Source organism: Hominenteromicrobium mulieris (genome assembly GCF_046197855.1).
Lineage (GTDB): Bacteria > Bacillota > Clostridia > Oscillospirales > Acutalibacteraceae > Hominenteromicrobium > Hominenteromicrobium mulieris.
The window spans coordinates 3,105,438-3,126,970 of the sequence record NZ_CP173188.1 but is presented as its reverse complement, the minus strand read 5'-3'; the positions used below and the strand labels follow the sequence as shown (position 1 = coordinate 3,126,970).

General features: G+C 56.0%; 23 protein-coding genes. 19 read left to right on the top strand and 4 right to left on the bottom strand.

The genetic code is table 11. From position 1 onward, the window contains the following. Positions 1–19: 19 nt before the first annotated feature. The 10 genes from rnpM to ACI0CA_RS15370 all read left to right on the top strand — a co-directional run bounded on the left by rnpM (position 20) and on the right by ACI0CA_RS15370 (position 8,851). Positions 20–346 carry an RNase P modulator RnpM gene (rnpM, locus tag ACI0CA_RS15415; protein WP_308449459.1) on the top strand — a complete coding sequence of 109 codons (327 nt, stop codon included), beginning with the start codon at positions 20–22 and terminating at the stop codon, positions 344–346. Next, positions 343–666: a L7Ae/L30e/S12e/Gadd45 family ribosomal protein gene (locus ACI0CA_RS15410; RefSeq protein ID WP_446806649.1), complete on the top strand. Its 324-nt coding sequence runs from the start codon at positions 343–345 to the stop codon at positions 664–666. Before rnpM ends, ACI0CA_RS15410 begins: the two co-directional genes overlap by 4 nt. Continuing rightward, entirely contained in the window at positions 663–3,083 is a 2,421-nt protein-coding gene (infB, locus tag ACI0CA_RS15405) for a translation initiation factor IF-2 (RefSeq protein ID WP_395590819.1), read from the top strand. The genes ACI0CA_RS15410 and infB overlap by 4 nt, the downstream gene beginning before the upstream one ends. Positions 3,084–3,143: 60 nt before the next feature. Continuing rightward, complete coding sequence (locus ACI0CA_RS15400; protein ID WP_412605097.1) at positions 3,144–4,289, top strand: M20/M25/M40 family metallo-hydrolase; 1,146 nt, start codon at positions 3,144–3,146, stop codon at positions 4,287–4,289. 3 nt (positions 4,290–4,292) lie between these two features. Further along, positions 4,293–4,646, top strand: a complete 354-nt coding sequence (gene rbfA / locus ACI0CA_RS15395) for a 30S ribosome-binding factor RbfA (protein WP_176819602.1) — start codon at positions 4,293–4,295, stop codon at positions 4,644–4,646. 70 nt (positions 4,647–4,716) lie between these two features. Then, positions 4,717–5,673 carry a DHH family phosphoesterase gene (locus ACI0CA_RS15390; RefSeq protein WP_446806650.1) on the top strand — a complete coding sequence of 319 codons (957 nt, stop codon included), beginning with the start codon at positions 4,717–4,719 and terminating at the stop codon, positions 5,671–5,673. A 46-nt stretch (positions 5,674–5,719) separates the two neighbouring features. Next, positions 5,720–6,553 carry a SagB/ThcOx family dehydrogenase gene (locus tag ACI0CA_RS15385; protein ID WP_308449454.1) on the top strand — a complete coding sequence of 278 codons (834 nt, stop codon included), beginning with the start codon at positions 5,720–5,722 and terminating at the stop codon, positions 6,551–6,553. A 12-nt stretch (positions 6,554–6,565) separates the two neighbouring features. Further along, positions 6,566–7,471, top strand: a complete 906-nt coding sequence (gene truB / locus ACI0CA_RS15380; protein ID WP_446806651.1) for a tRNA pseudouridine(55) synthase TruB — start codon at positions 6,566–6,568, stop codon at positions 7,469–7,471. Between the two features lie 14 nt (positions 7,472–7,485). Continuing rightward, positions 7,486–8,484 (top strand): riboflavin biosynthesis protein RibF, encoded by a 999-nt coding sequence (ribF, locus tag ACI0CA_RS15375; protein WP_446806652.1) that lies wholly within the window; start codon positions 7,486–7,488, stop codon positions 8,482–8,484. After that, positions 8,435–8,851: a hypothetical protein gene (locus ACI0CA_RS15370; RefSeq protein ID WP_446807018.1), complete on the top strand. Its 417-nt coding sequence runs from the start codon at positions 8,435–8,437 to the stop codon at positions 8,849–8,851. Before ribF ends, ACI0CA_RS15370 begins: the two co-directional genes overlap by 50 nt. A 59-nt stretch (positions 8,852–8,910) precedes the next feature. Here ACI0CA_RS15370 and ACI0CA_RS15365 read toward each other — a convergent pair whose 3' ends face one another. Further along, a complete protein-coding gene (locus ACI0CA_RS15365; RefSeq protein WP_446806654.1) occupies positions 8,911–9,765 on the bottom strand; it encodes a DegV family protein in 855 nt (284 codons plus the stop codon). Between the two features lie 426 nt (positions 9,766–10,191). On the opposite strand from ACI0CA_RS15365, the gene rpsO reads away from it, so the two are divergent. The 5 genes from rpsO to ACI0CA_RS15340 all read left to right on the top strand — a co-directional run bounded on the left by rpsO (position 10,192) and on the right by ACI0CA_RS15340 (position 15,962). Continuing rightward, positions 10,192–10,455 (top strand): 30S ribosomal protein S15, encoded by a 264-nt coding sequence (gene rpsO, locus ACI0CA_RS15360; protein WP_176819595.1) that lies wholly within the window; start codon positions 10,192–10,194, stop codon positions 10,453–10,455. A gap of 189 nt (positions 10,456–10,644) precedes the next feature. Further along, the gene (locus tag ACI0CA_RS15355) at positions 10,645–12,843 is read left to right on the top strand and encodes a polyribonucleotide nucleotidyltransferase (RefSeq protein WP_417422860.1); all 2,199 of its coding nucleotides are present in this window, start codon (positions 10,645–10,647) and stop codon (positions 12,841–12,843) included. A 59-nt stretch (positions 12,844–12,902) separates the two neighbouring features. Beyond that, positions 12,903–13,796, top strand: coding sequence for an MBL fold metallo-hydrolase (locus ACI0CA_RS15350; RefSeq protein ID WP_417422861.1), 894 nt, complete (start codon positions 12,903–12,905; stop codon positions 13,794–13,796). A gap of 111 nt (positions 13,797–13,907) precedes the next feature. Beyond that, the gene (gene proB / locus ACI0CA_RS15345) at positions 13,908–14,696 is read left to right on the top strand and encodes a glutamate 5-kinase (protein WP_316687368.1); all 789 of its coding nucleotides are present in this window, start codon (positions 13,908–13,910) and stop codon (positions 14,694–14,696) included. 24 nt (positions 14,697–14,720) lie between these two features. Beyond that, positions 14,721–15,962, top strand: a complete 1,242-nt coding sequence (locus ACI0CA_RS15340) for a glutamate-5-semialdehyde dehydrogenase (RefSeq protein ID WP_417422862.1) — start codon at positions 14,721–14,723, stop codon at positions 15,960–15,962. On the opposite strand, the gene ACI0CA_RS15335 is transcribed toward ACI0CA_RS15340, so the two are convergent. The 3 genes from ACI0CA_RS15335 to ACI0CA_RS15325 are packed head-to-tail and all read right to left on the bottom strand — an operon-like array spanning position 15,955 to position 16,928. Beyond that, on the bottom strand, positions 15,955–16,266 hold the full coding sequence (locus ACI0CA_RS15335) for a hypothetical protein (RefSeq protein ID WP_308449445.1): 312 nt from the start codon (positions 16,264–16,266) through the stop codon (positions 15,955–15,957). The genes ACI0CA_RS15340 and ACI0CA_RS15335 overlap by 8 nt on opposite strands. Before the next feature lie 15 nt (positions 16,267–16,281). After that, entirely contained in the window at positions 16,282–16,674 is a 393-nt protein-coding gene (locus ACI0CA_RS15330; protein WP_308449444.1) for a hypothetical protein, read from the bottom strand. A 17-nt stretch (positions 16,675–16,691) separates the two neighbouring features. Beyond that, positions 16,692–16,928, bottom strand: coding sequence for a hypothetical protein (locus ACI0CA_RS15325; protein ID WP_308449443.1), 237 nt, complete (start codon positions 16,926–16,928; stop codon positions 16,692–16,694). A gap of 99 nt (positions 16,929–17,027) precedes the next feature. On the opposite strand from ACI0CA_RS15325, the gene ACI0CA_RS15320 reads away from it, so the two are divergent. The 4 genes from ACI0CA_RS15320 (at position 17,028) to ACI0CA_RS15305 (ending at position 21,457) form a co-directional block, all read left to right on the top strand. Then, entirely contained in the window at positions 17,028–17,498 is a 471-nt protein-coding gene (locus ACI0CA_RS15320; protein ID WP_308449442.1) for a metallophosphoesterase, read from the top strand. 149 nt (positions 17,499–17,647) lie between these two features. Further along, on the top strand, positions 17,648–19,351 hold the full coding sequence (locus ACI0CA_RS15315) for a phospho-sugar mutase (RefSeq protein ID WP_308449441.1): 1,704 nt from the start codon (positions 17,648–17,650) through the stop codon (positions 19,349–19,351). 322 nt (positions 19,352–19,673) lie between these two features. Further along, positions 19,674–20,846, top strand: a complete 1,173-nt coding sequence (recA, locus tag ACI0CA_RS15310; RefSeq protein WP_446806655.1) for a recombinase RecA — start codon at positions 19,674–19,676, stop codon at positions 20,844–20,846. Beyond that, positions 20,846–21,457 (top strand): regulatory protein RecX, encoded by a 612-nt coding sequence (locus ACI0CA_RS15305; protein WP_176819584.1) that lies wholly within the window; start codon positions 20,846–20,848, stop codon positions 21,455–21,457. Before recA ends, ACI0CA_RS15305 begins: the two co-directional genes overlap by 1 nt. Positions 21,458–21,533: the final 76 nt, after the last annotated feature.

The following is a 21,533-nucleotide window of genomic DNA, read 5'->3' as shown; positions in this document are numbered from 1 at the left end:
GAAAGGAACGTGATACAGCGTGAAACAAAAGAAAATACCGCTCCGTATGTGTGCGGGATGCGGTGAAATGAAGCCGAAAAAGGAACTGGTGCGCGTGGTGCGCGCGCCCGTTAAGGAAGATGAGAACGGTGTGCAGACAGGCGGCGAGGTCTCTTTGGACCTTACAGGCCGCAAGCCCGGCCGCGGCGCGTACGTTTGCAGGGACCCCGAGTGCCTGAAAAAGGCACAGAAGGCGCGGCGCTTTGAACGCGCGTTTTCCTGCAAAATTGAAGACGCCGTGTATGACGCCATGTATCAGGAGCTGTGTACAGATGTGAAAGGAAAGGCGGGCGAGGCGCAAAAATGAGCAGAGCACTGTCCGCTTTGGGCCTTGCAAGACGTGCGGGAAAGCTCAACTGGGGCTTTGATACCGCCGTGGAAGCCATGCGCAGCGGCGCGTGCGGCGTTGTGATCCTTGCCGCAGACCTTTCGGACAAAACGAAGAAGAACGTGCGCTTTGAAGCGGAAAAGTATCATGTATCCGTTTTGGAGCCTGCGTTTACCATGGAAGAAATTTCTGCAGCCATCGGCAAAAAGGCCGGTGTGCTTGCCGTGTGTGACCGCGGATTTGCGGAAAAACTGAAGCAGCTCATCGCAGACGGAGAAAGAGAGGAAATGCGTATATGATGATTAAATACAGAGTGCATGATGTGGCAAAGGATCTGGATGTGCCGAATAAAGAAGTGCTGGATATTCTCGGCAAGTACGTAAAAGAGCCGAAAAAGCACATGACGGCGTTAGAAGAAAACGAGCTCGATATCGTTTTTGACCGCTTCACGCAGGATCATGCCGCACAGAACTTTGACGCGTACTTTGCAACGCGCAATGCGGCAAAGACCGAAGAGAAGCCGGCCGAGAAAACAGCGGAAAAACCGAGCGAAAAAACCGCTAAGAACACGCAGGAGCCGAAGAAGCAGAACGTGAATAACAATAATAATCGCAACAAAAATAACGACCGCCGCAACAATAACGGCAATAACAGAAACCAGAACGCGCAGCAGAATAAGCCGCAGCGTCCTGCGCAGAACAACCAGCCGAGCAACAACACTCCGGCACAGGAGTCCGCAAGCGAAGCTCCGCGCCGCCGCGTGGTCGATACCAGAACGGTCAACGTCAACATCGACAAGTACAACGAAAAGTACGACCGTCTGGCGTACGACAAGGTGAAGAACGACACCGTTGCCGCAAAGCAGAAGATCAACCAGAAGAGCCAGCGCCGCGGCAAGCCGCGCAGCGCAAAGCGCGAGACGGAAGCGGAAAGACTCAACCGCATCGCGGCGGAACGCAAGGCAAAGGCCATCACCATCACCGTGCCGGATGAGATTACCGTCGGCGAGTTTGCCCTCCGCCTGAAGGCAACGAGCGCCGAAGTCATCAAGAAGCTCATGGCAAACGGCGTTTTCGCTACCATCAACGACACCATCGATTTTGATACCGCCGTACTCATTGCCGATGAGTTCCACGCAAAGGTCGAAAAAGAGGTCGTCGTCACCATCGAAGACCGCATCATCGACGACAGCGAAGACGACGATGCAAACCTTGTGCCGCGCGCACCGGTCGTCGTTGTCATGGGCCACGTTGACCACGGCAAGACCTCCATTCTGGACGCCATCCGCCACGCAAACGTTACCGCGGGCGAAGCCGGCGGCATCACGCAGCACATCGGCGCATACCGCGTCAATATCGACGGCAAGGACATTACGTTCCTTGATACGCCGGGTCACGCCGCCTTCACCACCATGCGTGCAAGAGGCGCCATGGTTACGGATATCGCCGTGCTGGTCGTCGCAGCCGATGACGGCATCATGCCGCAGACGGTAGAAGCCATCAACCACGCTAAGGCAGCGGGCGTTTCCATCATCGTTGCCATCAACAAAATGGATAAACCGGCCGCAAACCCGGATCTCGTCAAGCAGCAGCTCACCGAATACGAGCTCGTGCCGGAAGAGTGGGGCGGCGACGTGCCGTGCATCCCGGTTTCCGCACACACCAAAATGGGTATCGATGATCTCCTTGAAATGATTCTGCTCGTTGCGGAAATGAAGGAGCTCAAGGCGAACCCGGACCGTGCCGCAAAGGGCACCGTCATTGAGGCGCGCCTCGATAAGGGCCGCGGCCCGGTTGCGACCGTCCTCGTGCAGAACGGTACGCTGCATACCGGCGACATCGTGGTCGCAGGTACCACGGTCGGCCGTATTCGCGCCATGATGAACGAGCGTGGCGAGCGCGTAAAGAGCGCAGGTCCGTCCGTGCCGGTTGAGGTCACGGGTCTCAACGAAGTGCCGGTCGGCGGCGATACGTTCAACGCCGTTTCCGACGAGCGTCTGGCACGTGAGCTCGTTGAGCAGCGTCTTACCGAGCAGAAGGAAGAGATGTTCAACTCCCAGACGAAGGTTACGCTGGATAACCTCTTCGAGCAGATGAAGGAAGGCGAGATGAAGGAGCTCAAGGTCATCGTCAAGGCCGACGTGCAGGGCTCTGTTGAAGCTGTCCGTCAGTCCCTCGAGAAGCTCTCCAACGACGAAGTGCGCGTGCATGTCATTCACGGCGCGGTCGGTGCAATCAGCGAAAGCGACGTCATGTTGGCAAACGCCTCGAATGCCATCATCGTCGGCTTCAATGTCCGCCCGGACCCGGTCGCGGAAGAGAACGCAAAGCGCGACGGTGTCGATATGCGCCTCTACCGTATCATCTATGACTGCATCGAAGAGATTGAATCCGCTATGAAGGGCATGCTCGCACCGAAGTACCGCGAAGTGTTCCTCGGCAAGGCAGAGTGCCGCGAGGTCTACAAGATCACGAACGTCGGCATGGTCATCGGCGGTCACGTCACCTCCGGTAAGATCGTGCGCGGCGCGCAGGTGCGCCTTGTGCGTGACGGCATCATCGTTGCCGATGATAAGATTGCTTCCCTGCGCCGCTTCAAGGACGACGTGAAGGAAGTGCAGGACGGCTACGACTGCGGCATCACGCTGGAGCGCTTCAGCGACATCAAGCTGGGCGACATCCTCGAAGCCTACGAAATGGAAGAGTACAGAGACTAAAAGTCGGTTCAGCCGCGTCCCCATCGCGGGACGCGGCTTTGCTTTAGAAAGGCATTCCCTATGAATTTGAACGAATACGTTCTCGCGAATCACCAAACGGCGCTGGAGCTGCTGCGCACGCTGTGCTTGATCCCGTCGCCGAGCCACCACGAAGAAAAGCGTGCCGCATTCTGCAAAGCGTGGCTTATGGACCACGGCGCGGAAAACGCTTTTATCGATGAAGCGAAAAACGTCATTTACGAATATAACGCCGAAAACGATGTGCCCGTCGCCATTTTCATGGCGCATATCGACACGGTTTTCCCGGAGTCTGTGCCCCTTGAACTGACCGAAAAGGACGGCAAGTGGTTCTGCCCCGCTGTGGGTGACGACACCGCGAACGTCGCTTTGCTTATGCTTATGGCGGCTTATGTCGCAAACGAAAAGCCGAAAACGAACGGCGGCATTGTATTTGTCATGAACTCGTGTGAGGAGGGCCTCGGTAACTTAAAAGGCAGCCGCGCTTTAAACGCACGGTACGGCAAGCGCATAGAGCAGGTCATTTCATTTGACGGCTACCTTGACGGCATCGTCGGCATGGCGGTCGGCTCTCTGCGCTACAAGGTCACAGTGAAGACCACGGGCGGTCACTCGTTTGCCGATTTCGGAAACGTAAATGCCATTGAGCGCCTTTCTGCCATCATCACGGAGCTCTATCAATACAAAGTTCCCGCAGGCAGCGCGAAAACGACATTCAACGTCGGTACGATCTCGGGCGGCACGACCGTCAACAGCATTGCGGCACAGGCGGAAATGCTGTACGAAATGCGCTCGGACGATTACGCGTGCCTTATGGATGCCAAGGCATATTTTGAGAAAATACTGGAAGAATTTAAAGCAGAGGGCGTAGACGTCACGGCAGAGCTGCTCGGCGAGCGCCCTTGCGGCAATAAAGAAAATCACGACCCGCGTCAGACCGCACTTTTAACACAGTGCGCGGACGCGGTGGAAAATCATTTCGGCACGCGCCCGGGCGTGTATGCCGGCTCCACAGACTGCAACATCCCGCTTGCAAACGGCATTCCTGCTGCGGCAATCGGCCTTTGCATCGGTGCCGGTGAGCACACGCGCGGCGAGTGGATCGAAACAGAAAGTCTGAAGGCGGGCTTTAAAGTTGCAGCGGAGCTCATTTCCGCGCGCTTCCTGCCGGAAGAGAAAGGAGAATAAACGATGCCGAGTTATAAATTGGGCAGAACCACGGAGGATATCCGCCGTGAGGTTTCCGCTATTTTAAGAGAACTCAAGGATCCGCGCGTCAGCGGCTGCATGCTGAGTGTGGTGCGTGTGGAGGTCACAAACGACCTTTCCTACTGCACAGTGTATGTCAGCGCCATGGAGGGCATGGAGACGGCGGAAAATGCCGTTAAGGGTCTTAAAAGCGCCGCGGGCTATGTACGCCGCGAGCTCGGAAACCGCTTAAAGCTGCGCCATGTGCCGGAAATGATCTTTAAGGCGACGGATTCCATTGAGTACAGCGCCAACATTTCGCGCATTCTGCACGACCTTGAAAACGAGAAAAAATAAGCTTTCCGTAAAGATTCAAAGAAAGGAGTGCTTTTGGGCGTAAATTCCGCCCGAAAGCTTGGTCACGCTTATGGCAAATCTGGAGGATGCCGCACATTTCCTGCGCGGCGCAGACAAAATTTTGATCCTCAGCCACCGCTCGCCGGACGGCGATACGCTCGGCTGCGCTTCGGCGCTCAGCCGCGCACTCATCGCGCTCGGCAAATCGGTCATGTTCCGCTGTGCAGACCCCGTGCCGCCGAAATTCACATATCTTTTTGAGGGCATCGAATACGGCGAGTTCGAGCCGGAGCATATCGTGACGGTTGATGTGGCCGATAAAACGCTGCTCGGCTCTTTGGAGCCCTACGGCGACAAAACGGATTTTGCCATCGACCACCACGCGTCCTGCCGTCCGTTTGCCAAAGAAACGTGGGTAGAAGGCACCGCAGGCGCGGCGTGCGAGCTCATCGCGCGTTTGATTCCGGCGCTCGGCGCGGAGATCACGCCGAAGATCGCGGACTGCCTTTATACGGGCATTTCCACCGATACGGGTTGCTTCCGCTACCCGAACGCTTCCGCAAACACGTATCGCATCGCGGCGGACCTTTTGGAGCACGGTGCGAACGCCGCGGAGATCAACCGCCTGATGTTTGATACCAAAAGCCGCGCTGCCGTAGCGCTGCTGAAACGCCTGTACAGCGACATGGAGTTTCACTGTGACGGTAAGTGCGCGGTGTTTTGCCTGACGAGTGACGTCATCGCAGAGACCGGCGCTTCCGAAGACGATCTCGACGGCGTTTCCGCTATGGTGCGCCAGGTGGAGGGAGTTCTGCTGGGCTTTACGCTGCGCGAGCGCGAAGGGGGCGTTTGGAAGGTCTCCATGCGTGCCACGAACCCCGCGGACGCGTCCGTCGTCTGCGCCAAATTCGGCGGCGGTGGACACAAGGGTGCGGCAGGCTGCTCCCTTACGGGCGGGCTTGAAGACGTAAAAGCGCGCGTGGTAGCCGCCTGCGGCGAAGCCATCAAAGCGCTCGAAAATAAGTGAAAATCGGCAATTTAATTCAGCTGTAAATCAGATGGGAGGAGTTCACATGAAAGAATTAACACCCGAAGAAATTCGCGCCATCACAGAAAGCCGACGTGGCTTTTTAAAGCAAGATGCAAGCGACGAGCCGGAGGGCTACAAGACCGACCAGCAGAAAATGCTGCCGCAGCCGCCGCTGACGAAAGCGCCGGTGAGCGATACGCGTATCGATCTGCCGCGCGATTTTAAGCCGCTTGGCCTCGAAAAAGACCTCTTAAATGTCATTTTCAACCGCTGCTCCTCCCGCGTTTATACGGAAGAGAACCTGTCCCTTTTGGAGCTTTCGTTTTTGCTTTGGGCAACGCAGGGCGTAAAGGGTATCCGCGGCAAAAAGTATGCAACGCTGCGTACCGTGCCGTGCGGCGGCGCAAGACATCCGTTTGAAACATACCTGCTCGTGCGCCGTGTAGAGGGCTTAAAGCCCGGCAAATACCACTATCTGCCGCTCGAAAATCAGCTCGAGTATCTCGGTGAGGTGGAAAACATCGAAGACGTCATCGACAAGTCCCTGTGCGATCAGCACTGGGTGAAAAAGTCGAGCGTTGTGTTCTATTGGTCGTTCGTTCCGTACCGCACTGAGTGGCGATACGGCATTTTCAGCCACAGAGGTTCCCTTGTTGATATGGGCCACGTGGGCGAAAACCTGTATCTTGCGTGCAGTGCTTTAAATCTCGGCACCTGCGGTATCGGCGCATACGACCAGAATTTGTGCGATACGCTGTTTGATTTGGACGGCGAAGAGGAATACATCATTTATACCGAGACCGTCGGCACCATCCGCGCAGAAGACAAAGACGCGGAAAAGGACTTCTACAAATTCGTGGAAGAGGCGGGCTGGTAATACGGAGGCAGCATGGAAGGCATCATCGTTTTGGATAAACCGCAGGACTTCACGTCGTTCGACGCCGTGGCGGTCGTGCGCGGGTTGACGCGCGAAAGGCGCATCGGCCACACGGGCACATTAGACCCCATGGCAACAGGCGTTCTGCCGCTTTTGCTCGGCCGCGCTACAAAAGCCGTGTCGCTTCTGCCGGAAACCGCAAAGACTTACGAAGCGTCTTTTCGGTTTGGCGAAGCGTATACCACCGGCGACGTGACCGGCGAAGTCATCAAAACGGATGAAACCCCCGTTTTAAGAGCTGCGCTCGAAACTGCACTGTATTCTTTTCGCGGCGATATTTTACAGGTGCCGCCTATGTATTCCGCTGTCTCCGTCAACGGACAGAGATTATATAAGCTCGCGCGGCAGGGCATCGAAGTAGAGCGCGAAGCGCGGCCCGTACATATTGCGGAGCTCACGCTGCTCGAATATAACGAGAATGAAAAAACCGGCAAGCTGCACGTCACGTGCTCGAAAGGCACGTATATCCGCACGCTGATCGAAGACATTGCCCAAAAATGCGGCACGGTCGGTGCCATGACGGCGCTCAGAAGAACAGCAGCGTGCGGCTTTACGCTAGCAGACGCCGTCTCGCTTGATACATTAAAGGCGATGAAAGAAAACGGGGAAAGCTTTGATGAAATTCTTCGCCCCGTGGAAAAGCTCTTTTCGATGCTCACTGCCGTGTCTGTCACACCGGCGCAGGCACAAAGATATTTAAACGGCGGTGCACTCACAATTTCGCGCTGCCGTGCACCGAAGATCGCCATGCCGGAGGGCACGCAGGTCGCGCTGTACGAAGACGGCGAGAAGTTCTTGGGACTCGCTCGCGCGGAAAACGGGGAATTCAAATACGTTAAATCATTTTCAGAAAAATGAGAGGGAATCGGCACATGCACGTCATTCGCAATACGGAAGAAATACGAAAGTTCATCGGCGAGAAAAAAACGGCGGTCGCGCTCGGCGCGTTTGACGGCCTGCATATCGGGCATTATAAGGTCATTCGCACGGCGGTGGAAAGCGGGCTCACACCCGTTGTTTTCACGTTTCGGGATAACCCTGCGGAGTACCTTACAGGCACCTGCTGCTATCTCACCACCGTTGAGGAGCGCATGCGCATTTTGAAAAGCTGGGGCGTGGAGTATGTCATCATGCCGGATTTTGCACAGGTTGCAGAGTGGCCCGCGGAGCGCTTTGCAAACCTTCTGCGCTTCGGTTTGAACGCGAAGCGCATCGCCTGTGGCGCGGATTTCCGCTTCGGTAAGTTCGCGGCGGGCGACACGGAGTGGCTGAAAAAGCTCTGCGAAGCCCACGGCGGCGAAATGCACGTCGTGCCCACAGTGGAATATAAAGGCGAGCGGGTCAGCGCCACGCGCATCCGTAAAGCGATTGAAAACGGTGAGATGGAAGACGTCACCGCCATGCTGGGCAGACCGTTCGGCTTCTGCTTTGAGGTCGTGCACGGCAACCACATCGGTCATACCATCGGCACGCCGACCATTAACCAGAATTTCCCGCCGCGCTTTGTGCTGCCACGCTTCGGCGTGTACGCCTCCGCCGTGTATGTGGACGGCAAAACCTACTGCGGCGTGACGAATGTCGGCGTAAAGCCCACCGTCGGTTCCGACCACGCGCTTTCCGAAACCTGGATGCCCGATTTCACAGGCGGCGACCTGTACGGCAGAACACTGCGTCTGGAGCTTTTGAGCTTTGTCAGGGACGAAAAAAAGTTTCCCGATTTAGACGCGCTGAAAGCGGAGATCAGCCTGAACGAAAAAACCGCAAGAACGCTGTTTGAAGCGTTTGAAAAGGAGGCCCCCGCACATGCTCACCCAAATCGACATGAAAGAATGGGAAAAAACCTGCCGCGAAAAAACAGGACTCGGGTTTGAAACATTCAAAACCATCGCGCATTGCGATGCCGAAACGCTCGATGCGCTTTTGGAAGCCGCGCCGGGCAGCATAAAGGGAACCATGTATTTCGATTGGCTCATGGAGTACCTCTCTTTGGCGCAGAGCGGCAAAAACGCCGATGTAAAAACCGTCGTTGACGACATCGACGCCCTCATCGAAATGCTCGGCATCACGCCGGAAGCGTTCGAGCGGTACTGCGGCAAAACGACCGAAGACGTCAAAGCCGCGTTTCAAACGCCGCTTACCGAGCGCGAACAGCTGCTTTTCCGCATTTTAAGCCTCAAAGGCCTGCTTGGCAGCCTCCATAACCGTGCCGCAAGCATTGAAATGCTTGAACATAAATAAGAAAACCCTCGCTGTGCTTCAAACGAACACAGCGAGGGTTTTGTATGTAAACGCAAAAATCACTCAAAATATTCAAAGCAGCCGAGCGCCTTTACGCCGGAGCTGACGTGGCAGCAAATGCTGATGGGGAGCTTGTAAAGCTCAATGCTGTTGTCATCAAAATACTTGCGCATTGTCTTGCGCCACTCGAGCGCGGGCTTGATGTCGCCGGAGTACGCCGCCGCAATGTGCACCTTTTTGCCCGCAAAACGCGTTTGCAGATCTTTTTCAAGCGCCTTCAGCATTGCCTTTTCGGCGTTTGCCATGCCGCGAACCTTCGCGTAAGCGTCCAGCTTGCCGCCCTGAATCTGCAAAACGGGCTTGAGGCCCAGCAGCGTCGCGAGCGCCGCACCGGCCGGCGTCACACGGCCGCTCTTTTTTAAGAGCTCCAGTGTATTCACGGCAAGGTAAATGCTCGCGTTATACGCGGTGTTTTCAAGCTGCACGCAAATTTCGGCTGCGGTCAGACCTTTTTCGGCGAGCGTCAGCGCATCCAGAACGGATTCGCGCTGCGTGATGGAAATGCGCTTGTTGTCTACAACGCATACGCGGCCGTTATATTCCGCGGCGAGTGCCTTTGCGGTGTTGCAGGAGCCGCTCAGCGCCGAAGACATCGGAATGTGCACAACGGAATCGTGTGTCGCGAGCGCCTCATCCCACATCGCCGTGAGGGATTCCGGCGAGGGCTGAGAGGTGGAGACCTCTGCGCCGGCTTCCAGCATTTCAAAGAAGTGCTCATACGTGCAGGTGACGCCCTCAAAATACTCCGTGCCGTCTACGATGAACGGCATGGGCAGAAGATAAACGCCCAGCTTTTTCGCTTCCTCGCGGGTGATGCCGCTGTTTGTATCGGTAACAACTGCAATTTTGCTCATTAAAAATATCCTTTCTCCGGCGGAAAAACTTCCGCGCCCATAACGCCTTTTCGCGTCGTTTGTGTTCAGTCTTTCACGGGTAAACTTGCTTTTGCACGGTCGTTTCGATAATTAACTGTTTAATAGTATACGGATTTCAAAAGCTTGTCAAGATGCACCATGTCGAAAATGTCCGAGTTTCGCAAAAAAGGCAGGAAGAGCCGTGAAAAAGTCGGTTTTGGGCCGGACGTTTTCGTCATTTTGTACGGAACGAAAAATCTGCGCCGCAGAGGAAAAACCGCTTGCAAACTTTGAAGAATTATGCTATACTTTCAAAGTGCCCGTCCTCGGATCAGGGACTAACCCTTTTGGGAGACATCTCCGCAGGGATAACACCGACCCAGACCTGTGAGCGCGGCAAATATTTTAGAAAAGGTGGAAAACACAATGCTGAAGAGCGAAAAGACAGAGATCATCAAGAAGTATGCACGCCATGAGGGCGACACGGGTTCCCCGGAAGTTCAGATCGCCGTTCTCACCAAGAGAATCAACGACCTCACCGAGCACCTCCGTACCAACCAGAAGGATCATCACTCCCGCCGCGGCCTGCTGAAGATGGTCGGCCAGAGAAGAAGCCTTCTCAACTACCTCATTAAGGTTGACATCGAGCGTTACAGAGCAATCATTGCAGAACTCGGTATCCGTAAGTAATTTTTTGTCTTTTTTCAGCTGCGCGCGACCCGCGCAGCTGATTTAATATCTGCACAAAATGATTCCAAGGGCTGTTTAGCAGTGAAACGGGCGCATACAGGTCGTAAAATACGTGTGCGTCGGTTTAATTGTTAAACGGTCTGCGGAGTCGGAAAATCCCGGCTTTCGGGGGGAAGGAAAATAACCTTTATGTTTGAAAATTTCAGAGTATTTGAAACGGAATTTGCCGGACGCCCGCTAAAGATCGAAACCGGTAAAATGGCACAGCTTGCAAACGGCGAGTGCCTTGTCCGTTACGGTGAGACCACCATCCACGTGGCAGCCACCGCTGCCGCAAAGCCGCGTGACGGCATCGACTTTTTCCCGCTTTCCGTTGACTTCGAGGAAAAGCTCTACTCCGTCGGCAAGATCCCGGGCTCTTTCTTAAAGCGTGAGGGTCGCCCGACCGATAAGGCGATTCTTGTCTGCCGTATGATCGACCGCCCCATCCGCCCGCTGTTCCCGAAGGACATGCGCAACGATGTTTCCATCGTCTGCACTGTCATGTCCGTTGACCCGGATTGCTCCCCGGAGATTGCCGCACTCGTCGGCACCAGCGTCGCGCTGTCCATCTCCGACATTCCGTGGGACGGCCCCATCAGCGGCGTTTCCGTCGGCCTCATCGACGGCGAGTTCATCATCAACCCGACGGCAGAGCAGAGAAAGCTCTCCCAGATGGCTGTTACCGTCGCTTCCACCGATGAGCGCATCGCAATGATCGAGGCCGGTGCAAACGAAGTGTCCGACGAGGATATGTTCAACGGCATTATGGCAGGCCATGCGGAAAACCAGAAAATCATTGAGTTCATCAAGGGTATCCAGAGGGAGATCGGCAAAGAGAAGTTCTCTTACCCGTCCAATAAGCCGGATCCGGAGATGTTCGAAGAAATCCGCGATTTCGCCATTGATGACGTGAAGGCCGCACTCGATACGGACGACAAGACCGTTCGCGACGAGAGACTCAAGCCTGTTTACGAAAAAGTGCACGAGCACTTCGACGAAATTTACCCCGATCAGGCGGCAAAGATCGACGAGTGCATGTATTTGACGCAGAAGTTCGTCGTGCGCCGCTGGCTGCTCGACGAGCAGAAGCGTGTTGACGGCAGAGGTATGGATGAGATTCGTCCGCTTGCCGCAGAAGTCGGTCTGCTGCCGCGCGTACACGGCTCCGGCATGTTCACCCGCGGCCAGACGCAGGTGCTTACCGTTGCAACGCTCGGCTCCACGCGTGACAACCAGCTCCTTGACGGCATCGACGACGAAGAGTCCAAGCGCTACATCCACCACTACAACTTCCCGTCCTATTCCGTAGGCGAGACGAAGCCCTCCAGAGGCCCGGGCAGACGTGAAGTCGGTCACGGCGCACTGGCAGAGCGTGCACTTGTGCCGGTTATCCCGCCGGTCGAGGAGTTCCCGTATACCATCCGTCTGGTTTCCGAGGTGCTTTCCTCTAACGGTTCCACGTCTCAGGGCTCCATCTGCGGCTCTACGCTGGCATTGATGGACGCAGGCGTGCCGATTAAAGCGCCGGTCGCCGGTATTTCCTGCGGCCTCATCACCGAGGGCAGACGCTGGATGACCATGGTCGATATTCAGGGCCTTGAGGATTTCTTCGGCGATATGGACTTTAAGGTTGCCGGTACAAAGAAGGGCATCACCGCCATTCAGATGGACCTGAAGATTCACGGTCTCACGCCGGAGATCATCAAGGAAGCGTTTGCAAAGACGCACAAAGCAAGAAATTACATTCTGGACGAAGTTATGCTGCCGGTTATCGCAGAGCCGCGTCCCGAGCTTTCCAAATATGCACCGAAGATGCTGTCCACCATCGTGCCGGTCGATAAGATCCGCGAGGTCATCGGCTCCGGCGGCAAGGTCATTCAGAAGATCTGCGCCGAGTGCGACGTTACCATCGATATCGAGGACGACGGCCACTGCTATGTTGCGGGCATAGACATTGAAAAGTGCCGCCGCGCTATGGACATCATCGACACCATCGTCAACGACCCGGAGCCGGGCTCCTATTACAGCGGCCGCGTGACGAGAATCATGGACTTCGGCGCGTTTGTGGAGATTGCCCCGGGCAAGGAAGGCCTTGTGCATATCTCTCAGCTCGACATCAAGCGCACGGAGAACGTCACGGATGTCGTCAATGTCGGCGATATCGTGAAGGTCAAGGTGCTTGAAATCGACGATAAGGGCAGACTGAACCTCTCCCGCCGCGAAGCGCTGATCGACCTTGACGGTGCCGTGCCGGAGAACGTCCTGCCGGAGAAGCAGCCGCGCCGTGAGCGCAGCGATCGTCCGCGTGGAGATCGTCCGCGCCGCGACAGAAACGACAGACACTAAGTTCGATAACGGGGGACAAGCCAAGGCTTGTCCCTTTTTGTTTTCTAAACCAGAAAGGCATGATAAACGTGGAAACGAAACTTGTTTTACTCGGTACGGGCACACCGAACGCCTGCCCGTGGGCGAGCGGCCCGGCTTCCGCCGTCGTTGTCGACGGCCATGCGTACCTCGTCGATTTTGGACCCGGCGTCGTAAGACGCGCAGCGGAAGCGTACCGCCGCGGCGAAGATGCCCTTAGACCCGATCTGCTCGATACCGCGTTCTGTACGCATTTGCATACCGACCATACCGCCGGGTTTGCGGACCTCATTTTCACCCCGTGGGTGCTGGAACGGGAAAAACCGCTGGGGGTCTTCGGTCCGAAGGGAATCCGAAATATGGCGCAGCATCTGCTCTCTGCCTATGCGGTCGATATCGATTTTCGCCTGCACGGCTTTGAGCGCGCAAACGAAAACGGCTATAAGGTGGAAGCGACGGAGATTGAACCGGGCGTTATTTACGAAGACGAGCGTGTTACCGTGGAGGCGTTCACCGTCAGCCACGGCACACTCGAAAGCTACGGCTATAAGTTCACAACAAAAGGCGGGAAGACCGTTGTCATCAGCGGTGATACCGCCCCGCTCGACATCGTCGCGGAAAAGGCCAAAAACTGCGATATTCTGCTGCACGAGGTCGAGTATGCCGCCGGCATTGCCGCGCGCGAACCGAAGTGGCAGAAATATCACCGCGAGGTGCATACGCTCAGCACAGATTTAGCCGAGGTCGCGAAAAAAGCGCAGCCGAAGCTGCTCGTCACCTACCACCGCATTTACCACATGAATATTCAGGATAACGCCATTGATGTCGAAGCCGAAACGCGCCGCCGCAGCGACCTCATTTTGCAGGAGATCCGCGATGCGGGCTACACGGGCAAGGTCGTAAACGGCGAAGACTTAGACGTTTTTAACGCCTGAGTTTTTGCAAAAAGGCTTTCTTTTTGCGTTGTTTCCATGTATAATGGAGCAGAAAAGAGAATGGGGAAAGGACGTTTTTGCCGCGAATTTGCGGTGAAAACAAATAAAGTCATGGATTTAAATACAGTAAAAACCGTTGTGGTGAAAATCGGCACCTCAACCTTGACATACGAAAACGGCAAAATGAACCTGCGCCGCATCGATAAGCTCTGCCGCACGCTGTGCGACCTGCAAAACGGCGGCCGTCGCATCGTGCTCGTTACGTCCGGCGCCATTGGCGTGGGCATGGGCAAGCTCGGATTGCCGGAGCGCCCGGACGACACCGCCAAAAAGCAGGCGCTTGCCGCCATCGGCCAGTGCGAGCTGATGTTTGCCTACGATAAATTCTTCGGCGAATATCATCAGAACGTCGCGCAGGTCTTGCTCACGGCAGATGTCACCTCGCAGCCCATCAGCCGCCGCAACGTGGAAAATACATTCCGTGAGCTGCTCGATATGAACGTCATTCCGATCGTCAACGAAAACGATACCGTTGCGGTCGATGAGCTCGAGGGCCGCAACTTCGGCGATAACGATACGCTTTCCGCCATCGTCGCAAGCATCATCAACGCAGACGTGCTGATGATCTTAACGGACATCGACGGCGTATACGACAAAAACCCGAAGGCCTATCCCGACGCAAAGCGTCTCAGCGTCATCGAGAAGATCGACGACGAGGTGCGTGCCATGGCGGGCGGGGCAGGCTCCGCACGCGGTACAGGCGGCATGGCGACGAAAATTCGCGCCGCAGAGATTGCAGGGCGTGCAAATATCCCGACATATATCCTCTCCGGCGAAGATCCGGAGAACCTCTACCGCATTTTCGACGGTGAGGACATCGGCACGGTGTTCATGCCGTAATTTACAGAAAGGGACACAACGCGTATGACAGAACTTCAAAAAATGGGTGCCGCAGCCCAAAAAGCCGCCGCCGTTCTGCGCACCGCGGGCGAAAAAAAGCGCACGGCATTAAACGCCGCCGCGGCTGCCCTGCGCGCGCGTCAGGCAGAAATTCTTGCCGCGAACGAAGAAGACCTTAAAGCCGCAAAAGAAAACGGCATGAGCGAAGCCATGCTCGACCGCTTGGCGCTCACGCCTGCCCGCATGGAGGGCATGGCAAAGGGCGTGGAAGACGTATCCGCCCAACGCGACCCCGTGGGCCGCATTTTAAGCGGCGAAACGAACCCCAAAGGGCTTAAAGTGGAAAAAATCACGGTGCCGATGGGTGTTATCGGCATCATTTACGAAGCGCGTCCGAACGTGACGAGCGACGCGGCTGCGCTGTGCCTTATGACGGGCAGTGCCGTCATTCTGCGCGGCGGCAAGGAAGCGTTCCGCTCCAATAATGCCATCGCCGAGGTTCTGCGCGATGCGATAGAATCCGCCGGCCTCCCGCGCGACAGCGTTCAGCTTGTACAGGATACCTCCCGCGCGTCCAGCGTGGAGCTCATGGGCATGACGGAGTACCTCGATTTGCTCATTCCGCGCGGCGGCGCAGGGCTTATCCGCGCCGTGGTGGAAAACGCCAAGGTACCGGTCATCGAGACCGGCGTCGGCAACTGCCACGTGTATGTCGACAGAGACGCAGACATCGAAATGGCGGCGAATATCATTTTCAACGCGAAAACCTCCCGTCCGTCCGTTTGCAACGCCATCGAAACGATCTTGGTGCACAAGGACATTGCCGAAGCGGCGCTGCCTGTCATCTCAAATAAGCTCAAAGAGAAAAACGTAGAGCTGCGCGGCGATAAGCGCACATGCGAACTTCTGTCCGAAGCCAAACCCGCGACCGAAGCGGACTGGGCAACAGAATACCTCGATTATATCTTAGCCGCGCGCGTCGTAGACAGCCTTGACGCGGCCATCGCGCACATTGCGCAGTATTCTACCGGCCACAGCGAGTGCATCGTCACCGAGAACCTCCGTGCGGCGGAGCGGTTCACGGCACAGGTCGATGCGGCGGCGGTCTATGTAAACGCGTCCACGCGCTTCACGGATGGCGGCGAGCTTGGGCTCGGCGCAGAGATCGGCATCTCCACGCAGAAGCTGCACGCCAGAGGCCCCATGGGCTTGAATGAGCTCGTTTCCTACAAATTCATCATCCGCGGCGACGGTCAGATCAGATAAGCAGATAAAAGAGCGCGAACAAAAGCTCCGCACTGCCGCCTTCGTTGTAAAGCAAAAGGAGGAGTGCAAGCAAAAGCGTGCGCTCCTTGTCTTTTAGCAGCGTATCGAGAGGAGAAAGAGGTCTATTCGGCGCAGCCTGAAATTCCTTCGGTATTTCAGTTGACGTTTCCGCATTTCCCTGCGGCGATTCCTCCGTTGACTTTTCCGGCGGGGGCGGCGCGTGATGCGCCGAGCGCCCCTGCATTTCCCGCGCGCGGCGCAAGGCTTCTTCCACGGCGCGTGCGTCCGGCATGTTACTCGGCATTTTACCCCGCCTTTCTCAAAGAATATTCTGTAAAACGCCGCTCTCTTTCAAAAGCGGCAAAAGGTGCAAGAGCTTCAAAATTTTCGAGGCTTCATCCAGCTTTTTCTGCCGTGCTTCGCCGAGCAAAGGGCGCAGCGCCGCAAGCAATCGCGTGGAGTCATCCTCGCGGTTCGCGCTTGCCAAAAGCGGCGCGGCGCGCAAAAGCATCGCCGTCATCGGATCGCTGTTGTTTAGAGTGTTCAGCAAATTGAGCGGCGCGGCGGCCGCCGGTTTTTGCTGCACCGGCGGCGAAGCCGGGGCAGGGGCTTGCGGCGGATTCATGCCAAGCGAGTTCATCACGCCCTGCAGCTGCGCCATGCTTTGCGGGTCGTTTAAAATGGATTGTACGGCTGCGGCCAGGTCTTCCACCGCCGCTCACCTCCTTTCTATTTTTTGCCGCCGAGAGCCTCAAACAGTTTCTGCGCGGCGGGTGTGGAAAGCAGCTTTTTCGCGGCCTCCGGGTCGCTTAAAACGCGGTTTAGCTGCGAAGCCGCCGCGTTATTTTGACCGCCCATAATGTTCTGCAGGTCGCCGTTTTCGGCGGCGGCGCGCAGCGCTTCCGGCGTGGTGTGCAGCCGTTTCGCCGCCAAAGCCAAAAGCGATTGTATTTCACGTTCGTTCATGGTAAACCCTCCCTTTAGGGAAACTTCCGTTTACAGTTTATGCGCGGCGCGAAAAAATGAGACCTCATCTGCGTTAAATTCAAAAGAAGGAGAATTTTCATGAAACTGCTGGTTTTTTCGGATTCCCACGGCATGCCGCTCTATATGCGCGAAACGCTCGAAAAGCACAGAGACGTGGATGCCGTCATTTTTCTCGGCGACGGGCAAAACGATTTTCAAATGATGCGCGCCCTGTTCCCGAATATCGCATTTTACTCCGTGCGCGGCAACTGTGACCTCGGCTGCGCAGACGTGCCGGTACGCGAAATTTTAGACCTTGACGGCGCTAAAATTTTCTGCACACACGGGCACCTTTACCATGTGAAATCAGGGCTCTATACCGTTGTGTGCGCCGCAAGGGAAGCGGGTGCGAATCTTTTGCTGTTCGGCCACACGCACGAGGCGCTCGAGACCTACGACGACGGACTGTATATCTTAAACCCCGGCTCCTGCTCGGGCTTTCGCGCAACCTGTGGGTTGGTTGATGTTTCGCCCGCCGGGATACTAACAAATATTTTACACATAAATTGACATGGAGCGACGCAATTTGTCATTGACATTGCACAGATAAAATGGTAATCTAATTATAGCGTGTAGGTGCGGGTCATCCGCATTTAACATAAGGCAGATACGTTTTTTCGCACTGCCGAAAATTTAAACCATGGAAGGAAGAATAGAGTATGACCGAGTATGAAAGATGGCTTAGCGTCGAACTGGACGATCCCGACTTGAAAGAAGAGCTGCTTTCCGTTAAGGATCAGCCCGAGGAGATAAACGACCGTTTTTACAGAGACCTTGCCTTCGGCACCGGCGGCCTTCGCGGTGTCATTGGCGCAGGCACGAATCGCATGAACGTCTACACGGTGCGCAAGGCGACACAGGGCCTTGCAAACTACCTGAATAAGCACAACACGGAGGGTAAGCTCCTTTCCGTTGCCATTGCACACGACAGCCGCAACAAGGGCGTGCTGTTCTCCAAAGAGTCCGCAGCGGTGCTCGCCGCAAACGGCATCAAGGCGTACCTCTACCCGCAACTCATGCCGACCCCGGCGCTGTCCTTCGCTGTGCGTCACCTGCACTGTGATGCAGGCATCTGCGTTACCGCAAGCCACAACCCGGCAAAGTACAACGGCTATAAGGCCTACGGCAACGACGGTTGTCAGGTAACGGAAGGCATGGCAGACGGCATTATGGCGGAGATCGAAGCGCTCGATATTTTCGCGGACGTGAAGAAAATCCCGTTTGAGGAGGCCCTTGCTTCCGGCAAGGCGGAATATATTGGCGAAGAGACCGTCAACGCGTTCATCGACGCGGTTTACGGCGTGAGCATCCTCGGTAAGCCGGCGGATAACCTCAAGCTCGTCTACACCCCGCTCAACGGCAGCGGCAAAATGTGCGTGCTGCGCATCCTCGACCGCATCGGCGTGAAGAATATCACCGTTGTGCCGGAGCAGAGCGAGCCGGACGGCAACTTTCCCACCTGCCCGTACCCGAATCCGGAAATCCGCGAAGCACTCCAGAAGGGCCTTGATCTCTGCAAGACCGTAAAGCCCGACCTGCTGCTCGCGACCGATCCGGACTGTGACCGCGTAGGCATCGCCGTCAACCAGCACGGCGAGTATGTGCTCATGACCGGCAACGAAGTGGGCATTCTGCTCCTGAACTTTATTGCACAGTGCAAAACGGAACTCGGCACCATGCCGAAGGACCCGGTCGCGGTCACGACGATTGTTTCCACCGATATGGTCAACGGCATCGCGAAGGATTACGGCATTGAAATTCGCCGTACCCTCACCGGCTTCAAGTATATCGGTGACCAGATCGCTTTGCTTGAGAGCGAAGGCCACCCGGAGCGCTACCTGCTCGGCTTTGAAGAGAGCTACGGCTACCTCTCCGGCGGCTATGTGCGCGATAAGGACGCCGTGGACGGCAGCATGATCATCTGCGAAATGGCTTCCTACTACAAAGAAAAGGGCATGACGCTCGTCGATGCCATCAATGTTCTGTACGAAAAGTATGGCTACTACAAGAACGCCCTGTGCAACTTCGCGTTTGAGGGCGAAGACGGCATGAAGAAGATGAATTCCATCATGGATCATCTGCGCCACAACGCTCCGGCAGAGATTGCCGGCTTCAAGGTCGTCGGGGACAGCGACTATCAGCTTTCCGTGCGCACAGAGGGCGCGGAGAAGACGGAGATCACGCTTCCGAAGTCCAACGTGCTCGAGTATCGTCTGGAGAACGGCAGCAAGCTCATCGTCCGCCCGTCCGGCACAGAGCCGAAGATCAAAATTTACCTCTCCGGCAAGGGTAAAACCGCCGCAGAGTCCGATGAGATCATCGCAAAAATGGAGAAAGCGGCAACCGAACTGCTCGGTCTGTAATTTCTACATAAGCTAAAAAAGGGCAGAGTTCCGGTTTTCTCCGGGGTTCTGCCCTTTTTGCGCAAAAAGATGTCCGCCGATGTCCTGTGATGTCCTCTTAACTGTCGCTTTTTCGCTCACCTCAGCAAGAAAAGAAAATATGTTCGAGAAAACCGTTGCTTTTTTTCGACGGATTTAGTATAATAGAGGCAGTAAAAAAGAGTTTCACCTTTGGAAACCGCAGCCTTTTGAAAAAGGTTGGCGAAAACTTTAACCACGCTCGACGGAAACACAATCCATCAGGAACCATAACCCAAATTTCAAAAGAAGTGAGGATATAACCATGGCGAAGGAAAATAAAAGCCCCGTAAGCAAAAAAGTGGAGGACATCAAGCCCGAAGACAAGCGCAAAGCGCTTGAGACTGCGTTGACGCAGATTAAAAAGCAGTTCGGCGGGGGCGCTGTTATGCGCCTCGGCCAGAACAACGGCATGCACGTGGATGCGATCTCCACCGGCTCTCTTTCACTGGACCTCGCGCTCGGTATCGGCGGTCTGCCGCGCGGCAGAATCATTGAGATCTACGGGCCGGAATCCTCCGGTAAGACCACCTTGGCGCTCCACTGCGTCGCCGAAGGCCAGAAAATGGGCGGCAACGCGGCGTTTATCGACGTGGAGCACGCACTTGACCCGGTCTATGCGTCCGCGCTCGGCGTAGACGTGGATTCTCTGCTCGTTTCGCAGCCGGATACCGGCGAACAGGCGCTCGAGATCACCGAGGCGCTCGTGCGCTCCAACGCCATCGATGTTATCGTTGTGGACTCCGTGGCGGCGCTCGTTCCGCGCGCGGAGATCGAGGGCGAAATGGGCGACAGCCATGTCGGCTTGCAGGCGCGTTTGATGTCGCAGGCGTTAAGAAAGCTTGCCGGTGCCATCTCGAAGTCAAACTGCGTCGCCATTTTCATCAACCAGCTGCGCGAAAAAGTCGGCGTTGTCTACGGCAATCCGGAGGTCACGCCGGGCGGCCGCGCGCTGAAATTCTACTCCTCCGTGCGTCTCGATGTGCGCAAGAAGGAGGTTTTGAAGAGCGGTACCGACATCATCGGCTCCCGCACAAAGGTCAAGGTTGTGAAAAACAAGGTTGCGCCGCCGTTCCGTGAGGTCGAATTCGACATCATGTACGGGCAGGGCATCTCGAAGGTCGGCGACCTGCTTGACCTTGCCGAAAGACTCGAGATCGTGCAGAAGAGCGGCGCGTGGTTCTCGTATAACGGCACGCGTATCGGTCAGGGCCGCGACAATGCGAAGAACTTCCTGCGCGACAACCCGGATATTTTTGAGGAAATTTCCGAGCTCGTCCGTCAGAATGCGGATAAGCTCTACGCAAAGTCCATCAAGGGCGGCAGTGCGCCGAAGCCCGTTGAAAAGGCCGAGGAGGAAGAATCCCCCGAGCAGGCGGAGAACACCCGTAAGAACGTGCAGGCAGACATCGACATCACGGTCGATGACGACGAATAATGAAGATCACGGACATCGCCCCGCGCCGCCACAGGCTTTCACAGCTTTATATTGACGGCGAAGCGGCGGTGAAGGTGGACACGGAAACGCTTTTGCGCCGCGGCATTGCCATCGGCGACGAGCTCGACGACGAGGAGCTGCACGCGCTTTTGCAGGCATCCGCAAAGCACCGCGCCGAGGAAAAGGCGCTGTACCTTTTGGAGCACCGCGCCCACTCCAAAAAAGAGCTGGAAAACAAGATCACCCGCGCGGAATTTGACCGCGAGGCTGCCCGAAGCGCCGTGGAGCACATGGAAGAGCTGGGCTTACTAAATGACGAGGACTACGCCCGCCGCCTTGCAAACGAGCTTTTCACACGCAAAAAATTCGGCGCGCGCCGCGTAAAGCAGGAGCTGCGCCAAAAGGGCATTGACGATGCGCTCATCGCCGCGGTGATGGACGAGTTTTCCACAGAACGTTCGGAAACAGAGGAAAACATCCGCGCCATTTTGGAGCGAAAGTATCCCATGGCGCGCGAAGACGAAAAAGTGCGCCGCCGTGCCGTAGCCGCCTTGCAGCGCTATGGCTACGGCTTTGACGAGATCTTCTCTGTCTTAAATTCAGAAGAATGACCGTAAAACGGCGCTGCTTTGGTTGCAGGGCCGTTTTGTGCGTTGCGCGAGACGGACAGGGTGTGCAAAAAAGGCA

Bases quoted from the DNA above. Each gene is read 5' to 3' on its own strand.
- ACI0CA_RS15410 (WP_446806649.1), top strand. From the start codon at position 343: ATGAGCAGAGCACTGTCCGCTTTGGGCCTTGCAAGACGTGCGGGAAAG.
- infB (WP_395590819.1), top strand. From the start codon at position 663: ATGATGATTAAATACAGAGTGCATGATGTGGCAAAGGATCTGGATGTG.
- ACI0CA_RS15400 (WP_412605097.1), top strand. From the start codon at position 3,144: ATGAATTTGAACGAATACGTTCTCGCGAATCACCAAACGGCGCTGGAG.
- rbfA (WP_176819602.1), top strand. From the start codon at position 4,293: ATGCCGAGTTATAAATTGGGCAGAACCACGGAGGATATCCGCCGTGAG.
- ACI0CA_RS15390 (WP_446806650.1), top strand. From the start codon at position 4,717: ATGGCAAATCTGGAGGATGCCGCACATTTCCTGCGCGGCGCAGACAAA.
- ACI0CA_RS15385 (WP_308449454.1), top strand. From the start codon at position 5,720: ATGAAAGAATTAACACCCGAAGAAATTCGCGCCATCACAGAAAGCCGA.
- truB (WP_446806651.1), top strand. From the start codon at position 6,566: ATGGAAGGCATCATCGTTTTGGATAAACCGCAGGACTTCACGTCGTTC.
- ribF (WP_446806652.1), top strand. From the start codon at position 7,486: ATGCACGTCATTCGCAATACGGAAGAAATACGAAAGTTCATCGGCGAG.
- ACI0CA_RS15370 (WP_446807018.1), top strand. From the start codon at position 8,435: ATGAAAGAATGGGAAAAAACCTGCCGCGAAAAAACAGGACTCGGGTTT.
- ACI0CA_RS15365 (WP_446806654.1), bottom strand. From the start codon at position 9,765: ATGAGCAAAATTGCAGTTGTTACCGATACAAACAGCGGCATCACCCGC.
- rpsO (WP_176819595.1), top strand. From the start codon at position 10,192: ATGCTGAAGAGCGAAAAGACAGAGATCATCAAGAAGTATGCACGCCAT.
- ACI0CA_RS15355 (WP_417422860.1), top strand. From the start codon at position 10,645: ATGTTTGAAAATTTCAGAGTATTTGAAACGGAATTTGCCGGACGCCCG.
- ACI0CA_RS15350 (WP_417422861.1), top strand. From the start codon at position 12,903: ATGATAAACGTGGAAACGAAACTTGTTTTACTCGGTACGGGCACACCG.
- proB (WP_316687368.1), top strand. From the start codon at position 13,908: ATGGATTTAAATACAGTAAAAACCGTTGTGGTGAAAATCGGCACCTCA.
- ACI0CA_RS15340 (WP_417422862.1), top strand. From the start codon at position 14,721: ATGACAGAACTTCAAAAAATGGGTGCCGCAGCCCAAAAAGCCGCCGCC.
- ACI0CA_RS15335 (WP_308449445.1), bottom strand. From the start codon at position 16,266: ATGCCGAGTAACATGCCGGACGCACGCGCCGTGGAAGAAGCCTTGCGC.
- ACI0CA_RS15325 (WP_308449443.1), bottom strand. From the start codon at position 16,928: ATGAACGAACGTGAAATACAATCGCTTTTGGCTTTGGCGGCGAAACGG.
- ACI0CA_RS15320 (WP_308449442.1), top strand. From the start codon at position 17,028: ATGAAACTGCTGGTTTTTTCGGATTCCCACGGCATGCCGCTCTATATG.
- ACI0CA_RS15315 (WP_308449441.1), top strand. From the start codon at position 17,648: ATGACCGAGTATGAAAGATGGCTTAGCGTCGAACTGGACGATCCCGAC.
- recA (WP_446806655.1), top strand. From the start codon at position 19,674: ATGGCGAAGGAAAATAAAAGCCCCGTAAGCAAAAAAGTGGAGGACATC.
- ACI0CA_RS15305 (WP_176819584.1), top strand. From the start codon at position 20,846: ATGAAGATCACGGACATCGCCCCGCGCCGCCACAGGCTTTCACAGCTT.